The organism is Treponema sp. OMZ 857, from assembly GCF_024181085.1.
Classification (GTDB): Bacteria; Spirochaetota; Spirochaetia; order Treponematales; family Treponemataceae; genus Treponema.
Map to the genome: position 1 here is coordinate 2,175,034 of NZ_CP051147.1, position 23,409 is coordinate 2,198,442.

At 43.6% G+C, this 23,409-nt stretch carries 21 protein-coding genes; 10 read left to right on the forward strand and 11 right to left on the reverse strand.

Going from position 1 to position 23,409, the window contains the following annotated elements; translation table 11 throughout:
* The first annotated feature begins 99 nt into the window (after positions 1–99).
* On the forward strand, positions 100–1,476 hold the full coding sequence (locus tag E4N66_RS09780) for an MATE family efflux transporter (RefSeq protein ID WP_044013559.1): 1,377 nt from the start codon (positions 100–102) through the stop codon (positions 1,474–1,476).
* 166 nt (positions 1,477–1,642) lie between these two features.
* On the opposite strand, the gene E4N66_RS09785 is transcribed toward E4N66_RS09780, so the two are convergent.
* The 4 genes from E4N66_RS09785 to E4N66_RS09800 all read right to left on the reverse strand — a co-directional run bounded on the left by E4N66_RS09785 (position 1,643) and on the right by E4N66_RS09800 (position 6,835).
* Positions 1,643–4,366, reverse strand: a complete 2,724-nt coding sequence (locus E4N66_RS09785) for a DEAD/DEAH box helicase (RefSeq protein ID WP_253727881.1) — start codon at positions 4,364–4,366, stop codon at positions 1,643–1,645.
* 171 nt (positions 4,367–4,537) lie between these two features.
* Positions 4,538–5,437, reverse strand: a complete 900-nt coding sequence (locus E4N66_RS09790; protein WP_371922466.1) for an IS3 family transposase — start codon at positions 5,435–5,437, stop codon at positions 4,538–4,540.
* Positions 5,434–5,706, reverse strand: a complete 273-nt coding sequence (locus tag E4N66_RS09795; RefSeq protein WP_253727883.1) for a transposase — start codon at positions 5,704–5,706, stop codon at positions 5,434–5,436. Before E4N66_RS09795 ends, E4N66_RS09790 begins: the two co-directional genes overlap by 4 nt.
* A gap of 43 nt (positions 5,707–5,749) precedes the next feature.
* Positions 5,750–6,835 carry an ATP-binding protein gene (locus E4N66_RS09800; protein ID WP_253727884.1) on the reverse strand — a complete coding sequence of 362 codons (1,086 nt, stop codon included), beginning with the start codon at positions 6,833–6,835 and terminating at the stop codon, positions 5,750–5,752.
* A 273-nt stretch (positions 6,836–7,108) separates the two neighbouring features.
* Between E4N66_RS09800 and E4N66_RS09805 the strand changes: the two genes are divergently transcribed.
* From E4N66_RS09805 to E4N66_RS09820, 4 genes are all read left to right on the forward strand, one after another.
* A complete protein-coding gene (locus tag E4N66_RS09805; RefSeq protein WP_253727886.1) occupies positions 7,109–7,351 on the forward strand; it encodes a helix-turn-helix domain-containing protein in 243 nt (80 codons plus the stop codon).
* 147 nt (positions 7,352–7,498) lie between these two features.
* A complete protein-coding gene (locus tag E4N66_RS09810; RefSeq protein ID WP_253673948.1) occupies positions 7,499–8,530 on the forward strand; it encodes an ABC transporter substrate-binding protein in 1,032 nt (343 codons plus the stop codon).
* A gap of 140 nt (positions 8,531–8,670) precedes the next feature.
* Positions 8,671–10,371: an ABC transporter permease gene (locus E4N66_RS09815; protein ID WP_253727888.1), complete on the forward strand. Its 1,701-nt coding sequence runs from the start codon at positions 8,671–8,673 to the stop codon at positions 10,369–10,371.
* Between the two features lie 22 nt (positions 10,372–10,393).
* Positions 10,394–11,485 carry an ABC transporter ATP-binding protein gene (locus tag E4N66_RS09820; protein ID WP_253673944.1) on the forward strand — a complete coding sequence of 364 codons (1,092 nt, stop codon included), beginning with the start codon at positions 10,394–10,396 and terminating at the stop codon, positions 11,483–11,485.
* 59 nt (positions 11,486–11,544) lie between these two features.
* On the opposite strand, the gene pyrE is transcribed toward E4N66_RS09820, so the two are convergent.
* The 7 genes from pyrE to pyrB all read right to left on the reverse strand — a co-directional run bounded on the left by pyrE (position 11,545) and on the right by pyrB (position 17,849).
* The gene (pyrE, locus tag E4N66_RS09825) at positions 11,545–12,204 is read right to left on the reverse strand and encodes an orotate phosphoribosyltransferase (RefSeq protein ID WP_052185454.1); all 660 of its coding nucleotides are present in this window, start codon (positions 12,202–12,204) and stop codon (positions 11,545–11,547) included.
* 245 nt (positions 12,205–12,449) lie between these two features.
* Entirely contained in the window at positions 12,450–13,730 is a 1,281-nt protein-coding gene (locus E4N66_RS09830) for a dihydroorotase (protein WP_253727889.1), read from the reverse strand.
* A gap of 3 nt (positions 13,731–13,733) precedes the next feature.
* Positions 13,734–14,501: an orotidine-5'-phosphate decarboxylase gene (gene pyrF / locus E4N66_RS09835; RefSeq protein ID WP_253727891.1), complete on the reverse strand. Its 768-nt coding sequence runs from the start codon at positions 14,499–14,501 to the stop codon at positions 13,734–13,736.
* A gap of 68 nt (positions 14,502–14,569) precedes the next feature.
* Complete coding sequence (locus E4N66_RS09840) at positions 14,570–15,544, reverse strand: dihydroorotate dehydrogenase (RefSeq protein WP_253727892.1); 975 nt, start codon at positions 15,542–15,544, stop codon at positions 14,570–14,572.
* A 37-nt stretch (positions 15,545–15,581) separates the two neighbouring features.
* A complete protein-coding gene (locus E4N66_RS09845) occupies positions 15,582–16,421 on the reverse strand; it encodes a dihydroorotate dehydrogenase electron transfer subunit (protein WP_253727893.1) in 840 nt (279 codons plus the stop codon).
* A gap of 12 nt (positions 16,422–16,433) precedes the next feature.
* Entirely contained in the window at positions 16,434–16,892 is a 459-nt protein-coding gene (locus tag E4N66_RS09850; protein WP_253727894.1) for an aspartate carbamoyltransferase regulatory subunit, read from the reverse strand.
* 36 nt (positions 16,893–16,928) lie between these two features.
* A complete protein-coding gene (gene pyrB, locus E4N66_RS09855; RefSeq protein ID WP_253673935.1) occupies positions 16,929–17,849 on the reverse strand; it encodes an aspartate carbamoyltransferase in 921 nt (306 codons plus the stop codon).
* A gap of 329 nt (positions 17,850–18,178) precedes the next feature.
* Between pyrB and E4N66_RS09860 the strand changes: the two genes are divergently transcribed.
* The 5 genes from E4N66_RS09860 to E4N66_RS09880 all read left to right on the forward strand — a co-directional run bounded on the left by E4N66_RS09860 (position 18,179) and on the right by E4N66_RS09880 (position 23,371).
* Positions 18,179–19,093, forward strand: a complete 915-nt coding sequence (locus E4N66_RS09860) for a mechanosensitive ion channel family protein (RefSeq protein ID WP_253673934.1) — start codon at positions 18,179–18,181, stop codon at positions 19,091–19,093.
* 33 nt (positions 19,094–19,126) lie between these two features.
* Positions 19,127–19,489, forward strand: coding sequence for a nitrous oxide-stimulated promoter family protein (locus tag E4N66_RS09865; protein ID WP_253673933.1), 363 nt, complete (start codon positions 19,127–19,129; stop codon positions 19,487–19,489).
* Positions 19,490–19,987, forward strand: a complete 498-nt coding sequence (locus E4N66_RS09870; RefSeq protein WP_253727895.1) for a methyltransferase family protein — start codon at positions 19,490–19,492, stop codon at positions 19,985–19,987.
* Between the two features lie 138 nt (positions 19,988–20,125).
* Positions 20,126–22,165, forward strand: a complete 2,040-nt coding sequence (locus E4N66_RS09875; RefSeq protein ID WP_253727896.1) for an ABC transporter ATP-binding protein — start codon at positions 20,126–20,128, stop codon at positions 22,163–22,165.
* A 384-nt stretch (positions 22,166–22,549) separates the two neighbouring features.
* Positions 22,550–23,371 carry an EFR1 family ferrodoxin gene (locus E4N66_RS09880; RefSeq protein ID WP_253673925.1) on the forward strand — a complete coding sequence of 274 codons (822 nt, stop codon included), beginning with the start codon at positions 22,550–22,552 and terminating at the stop codon, positions 23,369–23,371.
* Positions 23,372–23,409: the final 38 nt, after the last annotated feature.

Sequence of the window (23,409 nt, forward strand, 5' to 3'; positions counted from 1 at the left end):
GAAAAATAGTGGGAAATTTTATTTAAAATTTCCCACAAAAAGAAGGCAACCGCTCAAAAGATTTTCGATACGTTTGCCTTAAATTACGGAGCTGTTGAGATGGATTCAAAAGAGCAAAGACGGTTTAACATTTTAACAAAACCGATTTTTCCGTTGCTCATTAAAACGGCAATTCCGACAATCATCGGTATGTTGATCAGCGTTATATACAATGTAACCGATACCTTTTTTGTCGGACAATTACACAACAGATCAATGATTGCGGCAATCGGTGTGGTATTCAGTTTTGTCAGTGTTATTCAAGCAATCGGTTTTTGGTACGGCTACGGCAGCGGTAATGCAATGTCTAAAAAAATCGGAGCAAAAGACTATGCAGAAGCGGAAATCATTTCTTCGATAGGTATTGTCATTGCAATCGTAACCGGCATCGTAATCGCAATCGCAGCATATATTTTTGTTGTACCGCTTGCAAAACTCATCGGCGGTAGCGCATCGCAGGACGTACTCACCTTTACCGTGCAGTATTTAAAGATCATTATCATCAGCATTCCGTTCAGTTTATATGCAGTAACGGTGTATAATCAGCTGCGTTTGTGCGGAAATGTACGCGATGGAATGATCGGATTACTTTCCGGAATGCTGAGCAATATGGTGCTGGATCCGCTGCTGATGTTTCCGCTTAACATGGGATTTATCGGCGCCGGATATGCAACACTGATCGGTCAAATAATCGGGTGTATTGTGCTGACGCTCTTAGCAAAACGACACGAGAGTATTTCGTTCAATCTAAAAAAAGTACAATGCAGCAAAGCGCGTGTGTATCATATTCTTGCAGGGGGGCTTCCTAATTTTTCGCGGCAGGCAATTACCGGCGCTGCATTGGTGCTGCTCAATGTTACGGCAGCACGCTACGGCGAAAGTATGATCGCTGCTTTAACAATAAGTTCAAAAATTGTTGCAGTGGCTTTTATGATTATGATCGGTTGGGGGCAAGGCTTTCAGCCGATTTGTGCAATGAATTACGGCGCTCAACAATATGCGCGAGTAAAAAAAGCCTTTATTACTACCGTCGCCGTGGGAACACTTTTTTTAACAGCTGCCTCAATAATTTTATATATCTTTGCCGACCACTGGATGCAGCTGATGTCAACCGATGAGGAAGTAGTGTCTACCGGAGTTTCGATACTCAGGATGCAATGTTTTTCGCTTCCGCTGTTAGGCGTTTTTGCCGTCAGCAGTATGTTCATGCAGAATATCGGCAATTATTTTTCAGCGCTCCTGATATCAATTTCACGGCAGGGTTTCTTTTATGTACCGCTCCTATACCTTCTGCCTGCCGTATACGGGAAAACCGGTATCTACCTGCTGCAGCCGGTCTCCGATGTTTTATCGTTCCTGTTTGCCGTTGCGGTGGTGTGTAGGTGGTATGGGAAAAATGCGAACGATTTACAAGTAAAAAAAGGCAGCAAAAGATGAGAATATAATTAAGCGTTTTTTATGACTAATCTGTAAGTAGCTAATGAAAACCTATACTTCAATTATTTGCATAAGTGTATTTATACATAATGAAGGTAAAAGTCCAATTGGGTTTATAGGAAGTATAATAGATCAATCTTAAAAACAATGACAAGAGTTGAAGGTTTTATCTTTCCGCAGCAATCTGTGTACCATGTCCGGGCTCGGGTTTGTAGATATCGGTAGATTCCGTTTCGATAGTATAGGTTTTTGCCAGCCGGGTAAAAGAGGAAGAAGGGCTTATCTGCATTGAGGGAATAAAAAGATGTTTCCATGGTTTGCCTTTATGTGCCGCGATCCATTCGGAAACGGTTTTGCAGTAGCGGACTGCCCTGTTTTTCTTTGCAATGACATCGGGTGTGTCCTGTTTGTCTTCTCCTTTTACTTCAATCAAATAAATGCAAGAAGATGTTTCTGCTACAAAATCGGGTTCGTAATGCTTGCCTCCGTTGTATTGCAGGTTGAATTCTTTTTTTGCAGGACGAAGCCATTTTTGAACCGTCTGATCTTGTTCCATGATACGGGCGAGAATGAGTTCCGGTTTGCTGTCAAACTTTGCTTCCTCGAATACTCCTTTTTTTATACCGGTAAATACAACCGATTGTATGTCTTTGTCATAAGAATCAAAGAAACGGGAAGCGGTCGAGTAGTTGTAGGCTTGTTCAAGATTATAGGGCTGCACTAACGAAACTTTTTCTTCAAGGAAAGCTTCTTCACAATAAAAATGCTTCATAAGCTGTGAGTGAATTTTATCGGCAATATCTTTTTTATTCATCATTGCGATATTTCTCATACCGTTTTCGGAATATTTATTTCTGTAATGAGAACAAACTTGAATAACCAGCTTTTGTAACAGTGCTGCAGAACGCCGATAATCAATTTCAGATTTTTCGCATAGGCAGTTCATAATCTCTGCAAGCGGGTTGTAAGCCTCAAAGTCAATGGCGGAACCTTTGATATGAAGCCTGTCCCCCTGATCTTCCAAATTTTGTATAAGGATATCTTCACCCGTTACCGTATGATTAAAGGGTTCAAGGTCAAGATCAAAATCCGCAAAATGGTATTCCGGTAAGCCCGAATCGGTAACGGTAATATGCGGAATAGGTATGTATTTTGAAGAAAGTGTTTCGCAATAGTCGGAAACGGTTTCGCTAATCCACGAAGCAAGCGGATCGGCATTCTCTGTATAGATTGCACTTAAATCTTTATCCGATGAAAGTTCCTTTTTAATGGTCTGTGTAATTTCCGTTTTTTGGCCACTTGAGAAACTCAACTTTATGTCCGTACCGGTTTGCCGGCGAATATATGTCCCTACCGTTTTTTGTATGAGTGTTCGGGTATCTTTGAACAATGCAGCATGTGCTTCGTTTTTCTGCATTCCGGTTATCCGATAGGCTTTTTCCAATTCCGCATCTTCATCGAATTGAAGGGATACTTGAGTGTACCTAAGATTTTCCTGAGTAATGTCTTCCGCCTTTATGATATTTTCGGCTTTAAATATGGAATCGCCTTTTTGCGCTTCTTCTAAAAGTTCGGCAAATTTATCGTGAGCGGTAAGCATTACCATGTCAATTTCTTTATTGCCTGTCCGCTCGCCGTAGGGAAGGCGTAAACCGCGGCCGACCATTTGTTCCCTTAAGATTTTTGAAGCTGCTTGCCGCAAAGGAACTATTGTATAGAGGTTATTAACGTCCCAGCCTTCTTTGAGCATATTTACATGAATAACAATTTCAATCGGATTTTCGTATTTTTCGACCTCAAGCAAAAACTTCATGTTCTCTTCGCTTTCGCTGCCTCTTTGATTTGAATGTACTGTAATGATTTTTCCCTTGTAAGCTCCGTCCTTAAAAGAATCCGAACTGAGGTAGTTTTGCACCTTTTCGGCATGGGCTGTATCTTTACAGACAATAAGCATGAAAGGTTTTACTTTCCGCTTACCGGTGTTTTGGGCATACTGTTCAAGTTTCAGTTTTGCCCGTTCATGACAGAGAATACCGTCATTGAGCATAACCTTGTCAATTTCTTCTTCTCCGAAATTGAAAAATTGAATATCCTGACGGGTTACTGCAAAGGGGGTACGAGTGTAGCCGTCTGCAATCGCTTTTGAAAGCGGATATTCATACACAACATTTTTAAAGTTGATCTGCTTTGTTCCCGATTTTGTGTAAGGTGTCACCGTAAGCTCCAAGCCTAAAATCGGCTTAAGTTCATTCAGCGATTGTACACCTCTTTCTGCCCGATAGTGGTGAGACTCGTCCATTATCAATACAAGGTCGTTCATAGAAGCAAGACTTCCAAAAAAAGAGGTACCAAGATATTCGGAAAGGCTCCGCATTTTTGCCCGCTCTTTGTTGAATTTATCTATGTTAAAAATAAAGATGCGGATATCGGAGTCGAAGAGTTCAAGATTTTTATAGCGGTAGTCTTCATCGGCAATGATGACCGGAGTAGAAGAAAAACAGCCGAGTCCTTTTAAAACATATTTTTCGCTATGAGGCATTCCAAGGTCTTGTTTTAATTTTGAGTAGATGGTGGTATTGGGAGCCGTTACAAAAAAGTTTTTGATACCGTAGTTTGTATAAAGATAGGCAATGAAGGCTCCCATCAAACGGGTTTTACCGACTCCCGTTGCAAGAGCAAAGGTAAGCGAAATAAAATCACGCTCAAAATCGCTGCAGGTAGGATAGCTGTTATGTACCGCTTTGAGGGCAGCTTGTTTATTGCTTTGTTTATCGGGTTTTACCGAATCGACTATTTTTGCAAGTATTTCAAGAGATTCTTTTTGAGGTTTTCTGAGGCTCATTATTCCTGCAATGTAGTCAGTCGTGTATTCGGGAAAACGCTTAAGCATAGGTCTGTTCCTTTTCTTCCTCGTTTTCAGTATGTAACGAAATCCATTTTTTGATTTTCTCACGAGTGATATTGCCTGATGCAATTCCTAAGCCTAAATCTACTAATTTGTTTTGAGTATATCTTATGGAATAGTCAATATTAGTGCAGTGCCTAAATACCCCAAATGTATTTAAGCAGCACTTTTTTTAGCTGCTGTTTTTCTGTATACCAGTGGAGGTAAGCCATCGGGATTTACCGTCGTTACACGCTTGGTGTTGTAATAAGCAAACGTGTATCTCCAGACGATTGTCTTGACTTCCTCCACGGTCAGTTTTGTCGTATCAAGCTGATATATCTTTTCCTTTTTCAGCGTCGCAAACCAGCTTTCCATTCGCGCATTATCCCAGCATTTCCCAACTCCGCTCATACTCTGGACAGCGTGCAGCTGTCCGAGCGTCTTTTTGTATTCGCTACTCGTATATTGGCTTCCACAGTCGCTATGAATTATCGCTCCACTTGGTATATCAAAGTTTTTGTATGCCTCCGTTATCGTTTTTATGCATAGTTCCTTTTTCATGTTTGTGTCCATTACAAGAGAAATGATCTCTCCATTATAACAGTCCAAAAGCGGCGACACATACAGTTTTCCGTCTTTGCACAGTATCTGCGTTATATCCGTCAGCAATTTTCTCAACGGCTCTTGTGCACTAAAGTCTTGCTTGATGATATTCTGCGGCCTCATCGCCTTTTTGTCGGCTTTTGTAAGACCGTCAGGGCTTCTTCTGTCTTCATGCAGCAGATTTCCTCGTGCCATCACTCGTCTTACCGTTGACAATGAACGCTTAATGCCCCGTTGTTCAAGTGCTATCTGCATACGCCTGTCCCCATAGTTTTTGTTTTCTTCATCCTCATCAAGAATCTGATGCATTTGAGCAAGCAGTTTCTGCCATGCTTTCACCTTTTTCCTGTTTCGCTTCCATTTATAAAAACCGCTTTCACTGACCGGAAGAGTCGCGCACAGCGTCCGTGCTGAAAACAGCTTCTCAGCAGTACGGTGGTGGATGTAAGCGAAAAGACCATCCTTTTCTATTTCTTCCGGTCTTGAACGAAAAAACCGAGTGCATCCTTGAGTATCTCATTCGCATTTTTAAGCTCGGCTATCTCTTTTTTGAGCCTGCTGTTCTCTTTGTGAATGTCAGCTTCTGTACTTTTTCTTTCTTTGTTTTTCTTGACCCGCTGCTTTCTCCAGCCTGCTAATGTTCCGTAGTTCACATTAAGCTGTTCACACGCCTTCTTCACTCCGATATAGTCCGACAGCTTCAATGCCTCGATTTTAAAGTTCTCATCGTACCGTTTCATTGCCTCTCCTCCTCTCTTTTTCGGCAATTTTGACACTGTACTTTTATTGTATCACTCCAGTTAATTCAAATCCTTCTTTACCTCCGAATATAATAATCTTTGTCCATGATTTTACTTTATCACTTTCTTGAGAGATATGTCGTCGTGTAAGTTTTACCGGTATCCTGTTTAAATCTTTAGGTATTCCATCCTTAGAATCAAAATCATCCCAATCAATGGACAAAATATTCTCAAAGTCGATATTTTTGGGTTTAGTTTCTATCAATAATTTTCGTCCTAATCTATGTGTCGCAAACCTTCCTACACCTTTTTCTCCTAATGGAATTCTTCCTCCGTTTTCTTTTTTTATCTGCTCTACAATTGTGTTGTATGAAGCGAGTTTTCCCGATTTTTCAGCTTTTTCACGCTCTTTTCTAAGTTTTTCTTTGACTTCCGTTTTTATGGTAGAAGCAGGTCTTAACCACCCGTTTTCAATAATATCTTTATCCATGCCATCACCGTCATCTTCAATAACTATAACAGGACATTCAAAATCATTATATTTATATACAGTCGAATCCATTGATTTCAAATTGGGTATTTTTTCAAATCTTATTTTACAATATGATGCATTTGCGTCTATAGAGTTTTTTACAAGTTCTAATATACCTACTTTTTCAGAGCCTATAAGTTGCTCCCCCAATACTTTAATCAGGTGAGCATCTGCACTAAAATTCACTAACAGCTGACCGTCCATGCATATGTTATCCAAAAACTCCGGAGAGATTTTTCTAACGGCATTGTTAGAGTTATATGTTTCCGGATTATACTTTTGTTCTATGACTTCTCCTAAGGCATCTTTATAACTTACAGGTTTTGCAAAAGATTTGTACTCGGAAATTTCTATAAATGAAAAATCTTTGTCTCTTTTATCATCAAATGGCGGTTTATGTATTTTACCGTACCCGTAAAATACTCCTTCTCCTTTTTTTGCCGGTTCATAGTAAATAAATTCTATAGGTAAATCTTGAAATGCCGACAAATAATTTTTCTTACTGTTCGAAGGAAAATGATAGAATTTGCCAATAAAATCATTGTATTCGTCACCTTCTCTATATTGTGTTAAAACCAAACAATTCCTTTTTTTCATATCTATAAACTCTAAACCTTTTTATTTTATAAATATTATCTTCTTTTATTTTACTATATTTTATTTTTCTATATTGTGGATTATATATACCTTATTTTATCCTTCCCCAGCCCCTGCACACCCCTACTTTCTTGCTGATGCAATCGATACCCTATTAGTGCTGCAATAGCTCATCTATTAGTGCCGTAACAAGATACCCTCGTAAAATACCTAAAAAAGATAAATTCGATAATATTTTGTAGTTTGTGTCTTATATAAATATAAAGAGTATTTATGGCTGGGATAACTTTGTATGGTAAGGCTTTGAGAAAGCTGCGTGTAGAACATGAGCTTACGCTTAAAGCATTGTCGGCGAAGTTGGATGAGGAATTATCGTCGGCGTACTTATCTGCAATAGAGATAGGTAAGAGGGCAATCCCATACGACTTTTCCGATAAAGTAAAGGAAAAATTGAGGCTTAGCGATGCGGAGTATAACGAGTTGAAAGAAGCCGAATCCAATCCTCAACTGAGGTAAGACTCAATTTTAATGAGCTGGAAAAATATCAGGCGGAAACGACACTCGTTTTTGCATAATTATTAATAGAAAACTTTAAAAAACTTTGCAAACTTGACAACCGGACAAAAATAGCTCACACTGGAACTACTTTTTAGGAGGTTTATTTTGAATAAATCATTATTACAAAAAGCGGCAATGGTATTGTTCTGTGTATGTATTGCATCTACAATCTTTGCCGGAGGTTCTTCAGAGACTGCAAATGCGGAAAACGAACTCAATGTGTATTCTATTATGCCGGAAAAGTATGCGACGCAGATTTTTTCGGAATTTACAAAGGATACCGGTATCAAAGTTAATTTTGTTCGTCTCTCTTCCGGTGAAGCGCTGTCGCGTATCATCGCAGAAAAGGCAAATCCGCAAGTAGATTGTTTATGGGGCGGTCCGTCGGATACGTATGACGCAGGTGTTAAGGAAAATGTTTTCGAACAATATAAACCTGCAGAAGCCGATAAAATTCCCGCAAATTACCGTTCTCCGGATAATTACTGGACGGGTATCGGGATTATTCCGCTATGCTTTCTCACCAATACGAATTTTCTCAAAAAAAATAATCTTTCGGAGCCGACAAGCTGGTACGATTTATTAAATCCTGCATATAAAAACGGCTTACAAATGGCGGATGCCCGAACATCGGGAACCGCAACGGAGCGTATTTATTCGCTCGTAAAAGCTTTCGGTGAAAAAGAAGCATTCGACTATCAAAAAAAGCTTAATGCAAATGTACAACTTTATACAAAAAGCGGTGCAGGCGGCGCTCTGCCGATCGCAAACGGACAAACTGCTAGCGGCGTATTCTATCTTGTCGATGCGCTTGATATTACCCATCAAGGCTATCCGCTCGTCATCTCTTTCCCGAAAGAAGGTGTTACCTACGGCGTCGAGGGATCGGGAATTCTTAAAGGATGCAAACACCCGAATGCTGCGCGCAAACTCATGGATTGGGCGTCAACAAAAAAGCTCGGCGACTTTATGATGGCTCATAAAATTTGCTATATCCCGACACGTTCCGATATAAAAGTTGATGATCCTGCCCTCGATATGTCAAAAATGAATTTAATCGATGCACCATCCGTGTGGAAAGGCGAAAAACGGAAAGCGTATGTCGAAAAATGGATTCAGGAAGTTATCCAGCAGTAGAATAAAAAATCACATCGGATTGAATGCCGGAGTTTTGAACTCGGCATTCCGGTGATACACGAAAACTTCGGCAAACGGTGAATTATCCGGAAAAGTTTTGCGTATTTTTCCCTTCACCGTTGCCGAGTTGAGGATTAGCAATGTATATTAATAAGTCTTCACAAAATGAATGCCGTATACTTTTAATCAAAAAAGATCCGGCTCTTTTTTGTACGCTCGCTGTCATTTGGTTTTGTTTTGCGATATTTATTTTTTATCCTGTCATCACGCTTTTGTATACGGCATTTTTTTCAAATGGCCGTATTTCAGCCGAGTTACTCAGAAAAAATTTTCTTAATGCATATACGCTGAAAGCATTGTGGAATAGCCTCAAACTTGCGGCTGCGGTCAGTATATGCGGTACATTTTTAGGATATGTCTTTGCTCTTGTCGTAAATAGGACGAACCTTCCGAAATTTCTTAAAATAGCTATCAGTGCAATAACGATTCTGCCGCTTATTTCACCGCCGTTTACGAGCAGCATTTCGCTGACACTTGCACTCGGTCCGAACGGGACATTATTAAAATTGCTCGGTATTCCCGATGCAAATATTTACGGATTTACGGGTACGTGGATTTCCGAAACACTTACCTATTTTCCCGTAGCCTATATGGTCATCTCTGCAATTTTAAATACAATGAGCTCAAACCTTGATGACGCCGCATCAAGTTTAGGTGCAAAAAGCGGACGGATATTTCGAACGATTACGGCACCTCTTTCGGTTCCTGCTGTTGCGAACTCCATTCTTTTGCTCTTCGGGTCGAGCCTTGCGGATTTTGCGACGCCGCTCATTTTAGGCGGCCATAAATTTCCCATTTTGCCGACACAGGCATATCTGCAAATCACCGGTATGTTTGATTTGAATGGCGGATCATCCCTTTCGTTTTTATTAATAATCCCTGCGCTGTTCGTATTCTTTTTCCAGCAGATGCTTGTTGGACGAAAAAGCTATGTAACCGTTTCGGGTAAGAGTGCAGCGCAATCGAAATTCATTCCGTTGCCGAAGTGGATGAAAATACTTTGCTATTGTATTGCCTTTATCGTAATTATTTTTGTTATCTACTTGTATTTTATTATCCTTGCCGGATCGTTTGTTAAAGTATGGGGCATCGACAATACGCTGACACTGCAAAATTACCGATACGTTTTCGCAAATGGAAAAAAGGCGCTGTCTGATACGCTGACGATCGCAATTATCTCGACGCTGCTCGGTGCTTTGCTTTCGGTTGTCATCGGCTACATCATTCAGCGGAAGGAATTTCCGGCAAAACGCCTGCTTGATTTTTCTTCGCTGCTCAACTATGCGCTGCCCGGTACGGTCGTCGGTATTGCGTATATTGCAGCGTTCAACAAACGTCCGATTTTATTAACCGGTACAATGACAATCCTCGTTGCCGCGTATATTTTCCGTTACTATGCAACAGGTATTCGATCTGTTATCGCATCGCTGCAGCAGATTGATCCTAGCCTCGAAGAAGCATCTGCAAGTCTCGGTGCGGGCGCCGTGCGGACATTTACGCACGTAACGGTTCCGCTTATCATTCCGGCGATACTTACAGGTATGCGCTACCTCTTTATCCATTGTATGACGGCAATCAGTGCAACGATATTCCTTGTTTCGGCGCGGTGGACACTTTTGACGACGCGCATCCTTGAAAGCATGACAGAACTGCAATTTCCACAAGCCTCTGCATTTTCGATCGTGCTCATTATCATCGTCTTTGCTGCCGATGCACTTATAGCACTGTGCATGAAATTATACTCGATGCAGTTTACAAAAGAAGCGAAGCAAAAATTATAAACGGATTTACACGGAGAACACTATGGCAGATATATCACTTGTTTTAAAAGATGTTACAAAAACATTTCCCGAACGGAACGGCGGCATTTTCAATGCAGTTGATAAAGTCAATATCGAAGTCGCGAAAGGAGAGATGGTTACGTTTTTGGGGCCGTCAGGTTGCGGTAAAACGACGACATTGCGCATGATAGCGGGGTTTGTCAGCCCGACAAGCGGCAGCATCACTATTGCAGGCAAAGACATGACGAGTGTACCGGTAAATGAACGCGCGATCGGATTCGTGTTTCAAAACTACGCGCTTTTCCCGCATATGACGATTTACAAAAATGTCGGATACGGATTGAAAGCTCGCGGCGAAAAAGACGCGGACATCCATGATAAAATCATCAATGCATTGAAACTTGTCGGGTTAAGTGGAGACGAAAACCGTTACCCCAATCAACTGTCCGGCGGTGAACAGCAGCGCGTTGCTCTTGCCCGCGTCATCGTTATGGAACCGTCACTCTTGTTGATGGACGAACCGCTTTCGAACCTTGACGCAAAACTGAGGATTCACATGCGCACGGAAATTCGCAGAATTCAAAAAGCGCTTGGAACAACATGCTTGTATGTTACGCACGACCAATCGGAAGCGCTCACTGTTTCCGACAGAATCGTTGTTATGAGCCGCGGTAAAGTTGAACAGATCGGAACACCGCTTGAAATATACGGCAGCCCCGCATCGACTTTTGTCGCCGATTTTATCGGTCAAGCGAATATCGTTCCTGCAAAAGTGCAAAAAATCGAAGGAGATATGATTACCGCGTCGATTTCTTCCGTCAATGAAGTAACTGCGAGACGGGGCTGTGCAGACTCTCCAGCGGTGAATGCAGACGTATTTTTTGTTGTCCGTCCCGAAAATATTTCCGTACAGGATAAAGATGCCGGTTCCGTCAAAGCCGTTGTGCAGACTTCTGTTTTCGTCGGCAGTCACGTCGAATACGATCTGTTGTTCAATGAAAAAACAGCTATCAAAGCAAGTGTCGATTTTAAGCCGGATATGAAACTCTACCAAAGCGGAGACATTGTATCACTCGGCTTTGACGAAAAAACAACGCTGTTTTTGGATAGGTAAAAGAAAGCCGGCAAAAGCCATCTTTCTGTCACTCGTAAAATGCTTATAGTCCCTTCCCCTTACCCGCGCCGTACACGGTCAAACCAAGTTTCGGGTTCCTTGTTCCATTCAAGCGCGATAGCGGCTTCTTCGGGGCTTAAATATTTTTCTTTTTGCAAGAGCTCAATTAAAACCGAAAAACGGGAGAGCGATTCAAAAGGGCAGTTTTCGTTTTTAAAGTTGGTATCAGCCTGTGCAAATTGATAAGAAAAAATCGCTTTTAAACTCACCTCTGCGGCTCCGGCTGCACGTAAGGACTTTACCGCGCCGATGCTGCTCTTCCCCGTCGAGATTAAATCTTCGATAAGCGCTATCTTCTTATCTGCAACGGCCGCTCCTTCTATTGTGCTGCCCGTTCCGTGATCTTTCGGCGCGGAACGCACGTAAGCAAGCGGTTTATTCAAGGCATTCGCAATGAAGGCCGCCCACGGAACTCCCGCCGTAGCAACGCCTGCAATCACATCGGTATCGGCAGGAATTAATTGTGTAAAAGCCTCTGTAATGAGAGTGCGCTGTTGAGGCCAACCTAAAAGAGAGCGGTTATCGCAATAGATAGGGCTGCGTATCCCCGAAGCAAAGGTGAAAGGCTCCGCAACGTTAATCTTGACGGCTTTTACCTCAAAGAGCGTGCGGGCAACCGCAATTTCTATTTCTTTTTTATCACAGTGAACAGCATTCATAATTATACTCCTAATCGGGTAAATGCATCAGACCGTTTTCAGTGCCCCCGCAGAATAAGTGAGATCGTTCAACCAGAGTTGAACCTCTTCGCGGTTCAAATGGTTTCCCTACCTCACTTATTCTGCGATTCTGATCTATTCTGTGTGATGCGTTTACCCTTCTCTTGAAAAAACTGTACGAAATTTTATTAAAATTTCGTACAGAAGGAAGCCAACCGCTTAAAACAAATTGTGATGCGGTTGCCCTATGACTGAAATACGAAACGTCCGGCGGGGCGTTCCGGTAAGTCGGCGGTGAAACTGTCGTCGCGGTAGACTATCTTGCCGTTTACAATAGTCATATAATTTTTACCGATAAAGTTCCAGCCCTCAAAAGGCGACCATCCGCATTTCGATGCGATGTCCTTTCGGTCGAGCTGCCAGTGTACCGCGGTGTCGGCAACGGTAATATCGGCATCGGCGCCTTTTGCAAGTACCCCCTTGCGCGTTAATCCGAGTATTGCAGCAGGGTTTTCACTCATCAGTTTTTGGAGCAGCGGCAGCGTGATAGTTCCTTCCGCGGCCGCAGTGAGCATCAGCGCCAGCGAGGTTTCGGCGCCGGGGATGCCGAAAGTCAGCTGTGCCAGTTTCTCATCCAGCGTATGAGGCGCGTGATCGGTGCCGATGGTATCGACGTAGCCGTCCCGAATGGCCTGCATCAAAAATGCAGTATCGGATTGCGCTTTCAATTCGGGCTTCATCCGCAACAGCATATCGGCTTCGGCGCTCGCTTCCCGCATACCGGTGTGTAAAAAAAGATGATGAGGCGTTACTTCCGCATAAATGGGATGCTGTCGATTATGTAATTCAGGATTTTGCTTCGCCTTGATGACCGTCCTCATCTCTTCTTCGGAAGAAATATGGCAAATATATAAACCGTTCCCATAGCGGGCATTCAGCTCAATCGCTTTATCGATCATCTCCGCTTCGGCATGGACAAAGACCAAGCCTCCAGCCTTAAAAATTTCAGCCAGCAGAGCGGTATCTTCAATCAGCATAAGACCGGTGCTCACATTCATAAACACCTTCGTACTGCGCGCCTGACCGCTACCGATAACGCGCCGGATTTCATCAATATTATTGTTTTTTGAAGCGCCGAAGTGAAAGCCGAAATTAACGGCTGAAACCCGCGCCGCCTGTGCAATTTTTTCCGTAAGCGCCTGAGGCGTTACCGTCGGCGGCTGCGTATTCGGCATATCAAAAAAGGTCGTTATGCCACCTTTTGCACAGGCGCGCGAACCGGTATAAAAATCTTCTTTATGGGTAAGCCCCGGATCTCGCATGTGGGTGTGCAAGTCGATAATACCCGGCATAACGAGACGGCCTTCCAAGTTAATCTCCTGCGAATCCTGTACGGCATCCACCTCTTTTGGATAGTCCTGATCGGACATACTCTGTTTGATGATGATATCTTCTATTATATCGCCGTTGATTACCAGGTCGATAATTTCGTTGCGGACAGTTTTCCCGTTTTTAAGTATGAGCACCGTTTAGCCCTCCGCTGCCTGTCTAATTTCCTCCAAAACCGCGTGCACAGCCTGAACGGGATCGGGATGTTGGGTAATCGGGCGGCCGACCACCAAATAATCGGCTCCGTTTTTTACCGCTTCGTAGGCAGTCATCACCCGTGCCTGATCTTCTTTGCGGTTTTGAGCATACGAGCCGCTTTGGGTAAAGGCAGGGCGGACTCCCGGACATACGGTGATAAAATCCTTACCGAAACGCTGTTTAATAGCGGCAGCCTCCTGCGCAGAACAGACAATACCCTGTAAACCGGCATTGCTGACAGCGGCCGCCATCGCTTCGACGGTTGTTCCAACATCGACGGCTGCTCCGTAGAATTGCTGTAAGTCCTGTGCGTTTAAATTGGTTAAGACCGTTACGCCGATGCAAATGCTCCGAGAACCTTTTTCTTTGAGCATCTCGGCGACTGCCCTCATAGTTTTTTCGCTGTTGGAGCAATGCACATTGAACATGAACACATTTTGCTCCGCTGCAAAAAGGCAGGCCTGCACAACCGTGTTGGTAATATCATGGAACTTTAAATCCAAAAACACTTTTTTATTTTTTCCGTGCAAGTAATCGACAATGGCTCCCTTCGTCCGTAAGAAAATTTCCAACCCAGCCTTATACACCGTAACGCTATCGCCGAGCTGCTCCACGAGGGCGGCTGCTTGGTCGAGTGTGTCATAGTCCAACGCAACAATCAATTTTTCGCGGACAGCATTGCTGATAGTTTCGCATTGTGTCTTTTCCATATTGTAAAACTCCTCCAGGATGAGAGTATCTCAAAGCTGGTTGCTTTCGAGACTTCCCTACTCTCCTCTTATTGAACGGTATTGCGAACGGCGCCGCGGCGTTTGAGTTTGCTGCGGTATGCAGCTCCTCCGTCGGGATGGCTGCGGCCGACCAAGTCCGTAACGGTAGTTTGCTGCTTTTCACAATACCGTTCAAGACCGTCAAGTATTTCTACCGCAGCGCAAGGATTGTTAAAAAGACCGCAGCCGACCGCAACAGTCGAAGCTCCTGCAAGGATAAATTCGATTGCGTCCTCCGCAGTCCGTATACCGCCCATCCCGACAATCGGCAGCGACGTAACCTGCGACACCTGATAGACCATCCTGACCGCAATGGGTTTTACCGCAGGGCCGGACAGTCCGCCAAAAATATTACCGAGCAGCGGCTTTTGGGTATTGATGTCGATTGCCATACCGGAAACCGTGTTAATCAGCGACAGCGCATCCGCTCCTTGAGCCTCCGCGATGCGGGCAAACACCGTAATGTCGGTAACGTTCGGCGACAGCTTCACGATGAGCGGTTTCCGGCTTGCCGCCCGTACCAGCGAGACCACCCGCTCCGTTTGCGCCGGATCGGTACCGAAAGCCATTCCCCCGTGCTTTACATTCGGGCAGGAAATGTTAAGCTCTACGGCTGCAACTTCCGCGATGTCGTTCAGCTGGGCGGCAAGTTCCGCATATTCTTCTGCGGTTTTGCCGTTAATATTAATAATCAGCGGAATGTGCAGTTGCGGAAGGATTTCCGGCAATACCCGCCGCACAAACTCATCATAGCCGACATTTTCCAAACCGACGCAGTTGAGCATACCGGACGGCGTTTCCGCAATCCGCACTCCAGCATTACCGTCCCGCGGCTCAAGCGTTAACCCTTTCAGCACCGCCGCACCGAGTATATTCGGCTCAAAGAAATCCGCATAGTCGGTACCGTAGCCGAAACAGCCGCTCGCCGTCATCAACGGGTTCGTTAAATGTAAACCTAAAAAATCCAGTGTAAGTTTGCTCATATCATTCTCTCAATTATCACGGCTCGTTCTCTCATTGTTACGGCAATTCGTTCGGGAATAAAAGCGAATCGAAAACAGGGCCGTCGGCGCATACTTTTTTCACCCCCGCAGCCGTTTGAATGGAACATCCCATACAGGCGCGCACACCGCACGCCATCCGGCGCTCAAGGGAAAGCTGACAGGGTAACTGCGCCGACTGCGAAAACGCACGTATTTTATTCAGCATTGCAGTTGGCCCGCAGGCATAGATCATCGCAATGTCCGCAGCCGCCCCCCCGCTGCCGCGGTGTTTTTCGATATACGCTGAAAGTACGTCCGGTACAAACCCGTGAATACCGAGGCTGCCGTCATCGGTACAAAGGATGAGTTCAATATCCGCAGGCAGGGCAAAAAAATCAATAAGTTCTTGAATATGCCGGTCGCGTCCTCCTGCAAAAAAAATAATGCGCGCTTCCGGCTGTCTGCTCCGAATCGTCCGTATCAGTTGAGGCAGCGGTGCAAGTCCTATACCGCCTCCCGCGATAATATGGCAGGGGCCGGCGGAAGGAACCGTAAAGCCGTTGCCCAAGGGGCCTTGAATAGCAAGGCTTTCACCGACACGGTACTGCGTTAATTCTTGTGTGCCGGCGCCTATGGGGCGATATACAAAGCTCAAGGTACCCTGCTTCTCATCAAATGAATGCAGACTGATGGGGCGGGGTAAAATATGGGATTTATCGTGCAAACTGATCATGTAAAACTGTCCCGCACGGGGAAGCTCGGAGCCTTCTATCTTCCGCGGCAATCGGACGGTGAGACAGTAACAATCGGCTCCCGCATATTCATGGGAAACAATTTCGGTTTTTTCAAAATGCTTTTTTCCGCACCGGTATTCCATACCGCTTCTCCGCTAATTTAAATTAAGCTTAATGTCAGCGACCGGAATAACCCGTTCACAGTAAAAACACTTGTAGCAATCCTGTCCATGCGAATGTACCTTTATAAATCGCGACGGTACCGCTTCATTATTTGAAATACATTTAAAATTTTCACAGTGCATAAACGCTTCAATTTCATCAGGCAGTTCGAGTGGTATTTTCTGTACGACCTTACTGTCTTTAATGATATTGACCGTCGCATGGGGCGCCAACAGCGAAATTTTTTCCAGCTCCGATTTGGTCAATGTTTTATCGGCAATCTTAATGAGGCCTTTTTTACTGTGCGCCTTGCTATGCAAATTAAAACCGACGGTTACCATATCGGTATACTCTTTTAATTTCAGCATTTTGACGATCGCAAAGGTACGCTCCGGTGGTATATGGTCAATCACTATTCCATTTTCCAATGCAGTTATCTGTAATTCCATCATTCAACTCCTTCTGACTTTAATACACTTCATTCCCTACTACCGTTCTAGAGAGAGCATCATCATTGCCTGTCTAATCGGGATGCCGTTCCGCGCTTGCTCAAAATAACGCGCATATTTTGTAGTATCCAAATCCACATCGATTTCATTCACACGCGGCAGCGGATGCATGATAATCATATCGTCTTTGCACTTCCCTTCTATGTTGCCTCTATTGATGATATAAATACCCTTTACCTTTTCGTATTCTTCCGGATCGGGAAAGCGTTCGCGCTGAATGCGGGTCATATAAAATACATCGAGTTTATCCAAACAGCCGGTAAAGTTTTCTTCTATATAGTAAGTAACTCCTGCATCATTCAAATCGTCAAGAAGATATTGCGGCATGGCGAGGTTTGACGGAGAAACAAAGTAGATAACCGGATGAAAATGCTTGAGGGCTTTAACCAACGAATGAACGGTACGGCCGTATTTTAAATCGCCGGTAAAAGCAATGTGGAGATTTTCCAAAGTGCCTTTTTCTTTCATAATGGTATACAAATCGAGCAGCGTTTGACTTGGGTGCTGGTTTGAACCGTCGCCGCCGTTTAACACCGGCTTATGAGAAACGGAAGCCGCAAGACGCGCCGCTCCGTCCAGCGGATGACGAATCACAATGATGTCGGAATAGGATTCCACCATGCGTATGGTGTCCGAAAAGGATTCTCCTTTTTTAACGGATGAATGTTCCGTATCGAAATAGAGGATATTTGCACCGAGCCGCATTGCAGCCGACTCAAATGATAGTTTGGTTCGCGTGCTCGGTTCATAAAACATGGTTGCAACAATCTTGCCGTGCATCAGCGAAAGTTTTTCCTCATCGGACATTTTTTCTATTGCTTCCGCCTTTTTCAAAATGAGCAGAATTTCTTCTGCGGTAAAATCATTCATTGAAATGATATCCTTCTTCCCGTTTATCATAGAACCTCCTCAAGCAAAAAAAAAGGATACTGTCTTCATTTAGAAAACAGTATCCTTATCGGTTACGGTAATAATGCTTACCGGCAGTTGAAAGGGTAAACCCCTGCGGATTATACCCCCGAATGGTACACAAGGATTATACTGGTGTTGCCGTAAGCGCTTTATCATCATTGCCTCTTTTAATTTAAATCGTGGGTTTATAACATAAAAAAGAAGGATATGTCAAGTATTGCTAATTTGTGTGATTTTAGTCAGATATGTTTTAAGCTGCTGCGCGCTGATGTACCCATGCCTTTATTGTTTTTTATAACTATGGTAAAATCCCTGCCATGAACAGCATAAGCACTTCTATCAAAAATTTCACCGGCTTTTTTACTACAGAAACAAATGAAATACTCACTGCAAAAATATGGAGTATTATACAATTTGTTTTTATTCTTTCTGTTATCTCTCTCTTTTTTAAAATACTGAATTCTATCGTAAAAAAAATCACGGTAAAAAAATGTTCATTGCAAATACAGCATATAATTGATAAAGGTATCAGATACGCAGGTTTTGCCGTTATGGTGCTGACGGTTTTTCATCGGTTGGGGATAGACATCAGGGCCATCCTTGGTGCTGCGGGAATTGCCGGTGTCGCAATAGGCTTTGCAGCTCAAACTTCAATATCGAATATTATTTCCGGATTATTTGTTATAACCGAACGAGCATTTAGAATAAACGACGTCATTGAAGTTGAAGGAACTATCGGCACGGTGCAATCGATTAATTTATTGTCGGTTATCCTAAAAACATTTGACAGTCAATACGTCAGAATTCCAAATGAGACGATAATAAAAGCAAACCTGATAAATTATTCTCAGTTTCCGTATAGACGGGTTAAGACGGAATTGGGTGTCGCTTACGGTACTGATTTAAGAAAGCTGGAGCAAATACTTTTATCCGTTGCAAAAAATAATGCATTTATTATTGATGATCCGGCGCCTTCAATTCTTTGGACAAGTTTTTCAACTTCAAGTATTGATTTGACTCTTATGGCATGGACAAAAATCGAAGACTTTGTAAATTTACGTAATTCACTGTTTGTCGAAATAGATGAAAGGCTTAAGCAAGAAAATATTGAGATACCTTTCCAACAGCTCGACATTCATATAAAAGGGAACCAAACGATAACAGTACCCGAATGTGAGCAATCGAATTCCCAAAGGCAGAGCATCGAAGTCGTAAACGCTTCGTGCGAATAAATTGTTCCGATTACGCAACAATGAGGTACCGATATGCATAAGATGACGGTAGAAGATGAAGTGCGCTTAGTTGATTCGATGATCGATCTCTATGCAACGGCGCATCGGTATGATTCTTCAAAGTCTGATATGGAAGTTATTGAGGCAGCGGTACCGGACATAGAGTCATTAAAGGCATATACACATAAACAAATTGAACAATGCCGATACCGTGGCAAGCATGAAAAACCGTTTTGTAACGTTTGTCCGGTACATTGCTACAAGCCGGAGATGCGTCGGCAAATCCGCGCAGTTATGCGTTACAGCGGCCCGCGTATGTTATTCCGACATCCGATTTTGAGCTTACAACATCTGATCGGCACTATTCGTAGTAAAAAGGAGACAAAGGATACTTAAATGAAAACAACTGAACAAGAACATCTCCCTGTAATGGGTATCGGTCCTGTATGTATTGCAATTATGATTGCCTTCACTGCCGCAGGTATTACCGTGGTAAAATTCGATCTACTGACAAACGGAAACGTACGTAGTGCAATCATTACAATCGTTTTTGTCATTGCCGGGATATTGTGTATTGGCGGCGGCATCGCATTGTGGTGCGCTGCAGTATTCGGTTCCCGTATCGATATTAAGATAAAATCAAATCAGCTTGCAACGGATGGTGTTTACGCCCTCGTGCGTAACCCGATTTATTCCGCTTTTTTATTTATCTGCACCGGTGCGTTATTAGTCTGCCGAAATTGGTATATATTGATATTACCGCTGCTCTTTTGGGTATACCTTACCGTGTTTATGAAATTGACGGAAGAGCAATGGCTTACCGAACGTTTCGGCGATGAATACGCAGCATATTGCAAACGGGTTAACCGCTTTATTCCGTGGAAGAGACGGTAAGTGATAAGCCCCATCAACATTACTAAATTGTAAATTAAATTGTTAAGCGTCGTTGACAACGCATATTCATTCGTATATATTTTCCATACCAACTAACTGACGACATCGTCGATTATTTGATATGGAGGACTATTCTCTATGAATGATACAAAAAAGCCGCAGGAGAAAAGCGCTGCAAAGGAGCGGCAATCCCCGGCAAATGCTACAGAGGAAAATCCGGCACAGGAGAGTGCTGCACCGCAGCAGCAGGAACGAAATCCGGCGAAGCAGCAAGCCGTTAAGCGGCTGTTAAGCTATGCGGGCAACAGCAAAGGGCTTTTGCCACTGTCGCTGGTGCTTTCCGCTTTAAGCGCACTCGTCAGTTTTGTGCCGTACATTATGGTGTTCTTTGTAATGCGCGATGTGATTTCCGCAGTTGCGGCAAAAGAAGCGGTGAATGCAGCAGCTCTTACACGCTACGGGCTGTGGGCGGTCGGTGCTGCTGCGGCGGGCTTTGTGCTGTATTACGCAGCGCTGATGCTTTCACACGCGACGGCATTTACCATTCAACAAAACCTTTCGATACGAATGGCGGAAGCGCTGGCGGACATACCCATCGGCTGGCATATTACGCATGTCAGCGGCAAGGTGCGCAAGGTGTTTGAAAAAAATGTTAATCAGCTTGAAACGCTCATTGCTCATAATATGCCCGACACCGCACAGAACATGGTCTCTCCTTTTGCAATACTTGTGCTTACATTGGTATTCGACTGGCGGCTCGGGCTGATTTCCCTTTTACCGCTTGTGTTTGCGTTTGTTCTGCAAGCTGTGTTAATGCGGATTAGTACAAACTCCGGTTTTATGCAAAAGTATGAAGATGCACTTGAGCAGATGAACAACGCGGGTACCGAATATGTACGCGGTATTTCGGTTATCAAAACTTTTAATCAGTCTGTTTACTATTTCAAAAACTTTTACACCTCGATTATGAACTATAAAGAGTTCGTTCTCCAATATTCGATGTCGTGGGAAAACGGCTATTCGATTTTTTTATCGCTTATTAAACTAGGCTTTGTATTCTTGCTGCCTACCGCTTTACTGATGGCTGGGACGGCAACGCTTGATCCGCACTTTTTTTACAGCTTTGTATTTTACCTCGCCTTTGCACCGGTTACCTACACGATGCTGATGAAAGTTATGTATGCAAATACGTTTTATCAGCGTTCAAACGATGCACTCAACCGTATCGAAGATATTTTGCAAGCGCCGCTGACCAAGGAACCGGAAACATCCATACTGCCTAAAAAATATGATATTGCATTTAACAACGTGATATTTTCATATAAGACGGAGACAGCACCGGAAGCAGCGAAAACGACAAAGACCGCCGCAGCGCACAATAATAGCGAGGGAGAAGCTGCGGCATCCGAAGCAGCAGAAAAAGACTGTACCACGGCTACAGAAACAGGAACTACTGACAGTACCAGCCTGCAAACCCAGAGCCGCACTGCGGTAAACGGTATCAGTTTGCACATCCCCGAACATTCGCTCACCGCACTGGTCGGTCCTTCAGGCGGCGGCAAAACCACACTGGTCAATTTGCTCGGCCGTTTTTGGGAAATCGATTCCGGAAGTATCAGTATCGGCAATGTTGACATCCGCGATATAAAAACAAGCGACCTGCTGCACACTATCGGTTTTGTGTTCCAAGAGAATAAGCTTTTTAAGGAAAGCATTTTAGAAAATATCCGCTACGGCAAAAAAGATGCAAGCCGCGAAGAGGTAATGGAAGCACTCCGCAAAGCCGAATGTATGGATATTATCGAAAAACTCCCCGCCGGTATCGACACCGTGTACGGCACCAAGGGCACATACGTCTCAGGCGGAGAAGCCCAGCGGCTTGCTATCGCCCGTGCCTTATTGCAGGATGCCCCCATCATCGTGCTTGATGAAGCAACCGCCTTCGCCGATGCCGAAAACGAATACAAAATCAAAAAGACCTTCGACGTACTGCTCAAAGACAAAACCGTCATCATGATTGCACACCGCCTTTCCTCAGTCGTAAACGCTGATAAAATCTGCGTTATAGACGAAGGCAAAATCGCAGAAGAAGGCACACATAGGGAACTGCTTGCGCGGAAGGGTTTGTACGCAAGTATGTGGGACAATTTCCAAAAAGGCATCAAGTGGAAGGTGTAAAAATCGGACATCCTGAGTCCGATTTTTAACTCGAGTTTGCTCCGCAAACTCGGGCACGTATGGCGTTTCCGGCGTCCATGCCGGAACGGATAAAAGGCTTATTTTCGGGAGAGAGTACGGGCAGAATGCCCGTGCAGGGAAAAGTACGGCGAGTTTTCGACAGAAAACTCGGGATAAAAAGCATACACGGATGTATGCTTTTTATCGGGTTCTTAAGGAATTGCAAGCAAGGCGTAGCAATTCTGAGCCCTTAAGCATTATTTTGAAGATGGAAGAGGAATGAAACAACGGAAAATGGTTCAAAAGCCTCTGGCGCAAAAAGCGCACATTCCCCGCAATGACTGAAAGTTTTATGCCCATGTGTTATAATCGCCTGCAATGAATATGTCTGCGGATAAAATTAAACTTGCTACCGTTTACTTTTCACCTACGGGAACAACGAAAAAAGTCATTGATTATATTGTTAAAGGAATTGACGGGGACATAATATGTTCTACGGATTTGACTAAACGGGACAATAGAGAAAAAACACAAGATGTAAGTTTTGCAGATGCGGATTTGATAATCGTGGGCGCTCCGACATACGGAGGCTTTTTATATAAGGAATTCAGAAACTGCATAAAGCATTCGGATTTTCAAGGAAAATGTATAATTGCAATCACACTATACGGTAATGCATCACCGATGTTTGCTACCGGAGAAATGATATCTATAATACAAAAGGGTAACGGAAAGCTGCTCGGGTACGGTGAATTTGTCGGGGAGCATTCATATTCCGGTAAAGATATTCCGGTTGCGAAAGGCAGACCCGATAATGATGATTTACAAAAAGCGGTACTATTCGGAAAGACTGTAAAAAACAGATTATTACATACGGAGACACGACATCTTTATAATAGGGCACCTGTGTTTGATAAAATTATAAGTTTTATCGCGGATAATAAACCGATACATACCGGGAAAAGAATATTTACTGTTCCGTATACGAATAACGAAAAATGTATTCACTGTTCCGAATGTGTAAAAGTATGTCCTAAAAGTTGTATACGTGCGGATATGACAACCGATAAAAATGAATGTATTGTGTGCATGGCATGTGTTAAAATATGCCCGACGGAGGCAAGAGAAGCTTATCCTAAAAATATACTAGTCAAATTAGGTTTACATATTATAAATAAAAGAAAGCATAAATCCCGGTTTTTCTGATCGGAGAGCGGTCGCGACCGTTATTGTCATCGAACTCG

What these genes read in the sequence shown, in the direction of transcription:
- E4N66_RS09815 (WP_253727888.1), top strand. Translation starts at nt 8,671, where the DNA reads ATGTATATTAATAAGTCTTCACAAAATGAATGCCGTATACTTTTAATC.
- E4N66_RS09850 (WP_253727894.1), bottom strand. Translation starts at nt 16,892, where the DNA reads ATGATGGAATTACAGATAACTGCATTGGAAAATGGAATAGTGATTGAC.
- pyrF (WP_253727891.1), bottom strand. Translation starts at nt 14,501, where the DNA reads ATGGAAAAGACACAATGCGAAACTATCAGCAATGCTGTCCGCGAAAAA.
- E4N66_RS09860 (WP_253673934.1), top strand. Translation starts at nt 18,179, where the DNA reads ATGAACAGCATAAGCACTTCTATCAAAAATTTCACCGGCTTTTTTACT.
- E4N66_RS09795 (WP_253727883.1), bottom strand. Translation starts at nt 5,706, where the DNA reads ATGAAACGGTACGATGAGAACTTTAAAATCGAGGCATTGAAGCTGTCG.
- pyrE (WP_052185454.1), bottom strand. Translation starts at nt 12,204, where the DNA reads ATGAATGCTGTTCACTGTGATAAAAAAGAAATAGAAATTGCGGTTGCC.
- E4N66_RS09785 (WP_253727881.1), bottom strand. Translation starts at nt 4,366, where the DNA reads ATGCTTAAGCGTTTTCCCGAATACACGACTGACTACATTGCAGGAATA.
- E4N66_RS09880 (WP_253673925.1), top strand. Translation starts at nt 22,550, where the DNA reads ATGTCTGCGGATAAAATTAAACTTGCTACCGTTTACTTTTCACCTACG.
- E4N66_RS09820 (WP_253673944.1), top strand. Translation starts at nt 10,394, where the DNA reads ATGGCAGATATATCACTTGTTTTAAAAGATGTTACAAAAACATTTCCC.
- E4N66_RS09780 (WP_044013559.1), top strand. Translation starts at nt 100, where the DNA reads ATGGATTCAAAAGAGCAAAGACGGTTTAACATTTTAACAAAACCGATT.
- E4N66_RS09845 (WP_253727893.1), bottom strand. Translation starts at nt 16,421, where the DNA reads ATGGAATACCGGTGCGGAAAAAAGCATTTTGAAAAAACCGAAATTGTT.
- E4N66_RS09865 (WP_253673933.1), top strand. Translation starts at nt 19,127, where the DNA reads ATGCATAAGATGACGGTAGAAGATGAAGTGCGCTTAGTTGATTCGATG.
- E4N66_RS09870 (WP_253727895.1), top strand. Translation starts at nt 19,490, where the DNA reads ATGAAAACAACTGAACAAGAACATCTCCCTGTAATGGGTATCGGTCCT.
- E4N66_RS09800 (WP_253727884.1), bottom strand. Translation starts at nt 6,835, where the DNA reads ATGAAAAAAAGGAATTGTTTGGTTTTAACACAATATAGAGAAGGTGAC.
- pyrB (WP_253673935.1), bottom strand. Translation starts at nt 17,849, where the DNA reads ATGATAAACGGGAAGAAGGATATCATTTCAATGAATGATTTTACCGCA.
- E4N66_RS09875 (WP_253727896.1), top strand. Translation starts at nt 20,126, where the DNA reads ATGAATGATACAAAAAAGCCGCAGGAGAAAAGCGCTGCAAAGGAGCGG.
- E4N66_RS09840 (WP_253727892.1), bottom strand. Translation starts at nt 15,544, where the DNA reads ATGAGCAAACTTACACTGGATTTTTTAGGTTTACATTTAACGAACCCG.
- E4N66_RS09805 (WP_253727886.1), top strand. Translation starts at nt 7,109, where the DNA reads ATGGCTGGGATAACTTTGTATGGTAAGGCTTTGAGAAAGCTGCGTGTA.